This window comes from Pseudomonas sp. BJa5 (assembly GCF_030272875.2).
Taxonomy (GTDB): Bacteria; Pseudomonadota; Gammaproteobacteria; order Pseudomonadales; family Pseudomonadaceae; genus Aquipseudomonas.
Map to the genome: position 1 here is coordinate 1 of NZ_JALRNG020000217.1, position 238 is coordinate 238.

Genomic DNA, 238 nt, shown 5'->3' on the forward strand with positions numbered 1-238 from the left:
GCTGGAGAACGGATGAAACGGATTGCGTTTCATGTCGTTGCGCGCCAAGGCCGCATTGAGGAAGCCCAGGTCGAAGCTGCTGTTGAGACCGACCAGGATGGCCCGTTTGCAGCCATTGGCCTTGAGCGACTTGCGCACGACACGGAAGATGTCGGTCAGTGCCGACTCTTCGATGACTGCCATGCTCATAGGGTGATCAAGATTGATCCCGGTGAATTACAGGGCCGCCTGCTCGATT

General features: G+C 57.1%; 1 pseudogene. It reads right to left on the reverse strand.

The features are described 5' to 3' along the window. Window positions 1-216 (reverse strand): annotated as a pseudogene (locus M2D63_RS26085) (ribonuclease T); the annotation flags it as partial. Window positions 217-238: the final 22 nt, after the last annotated feature.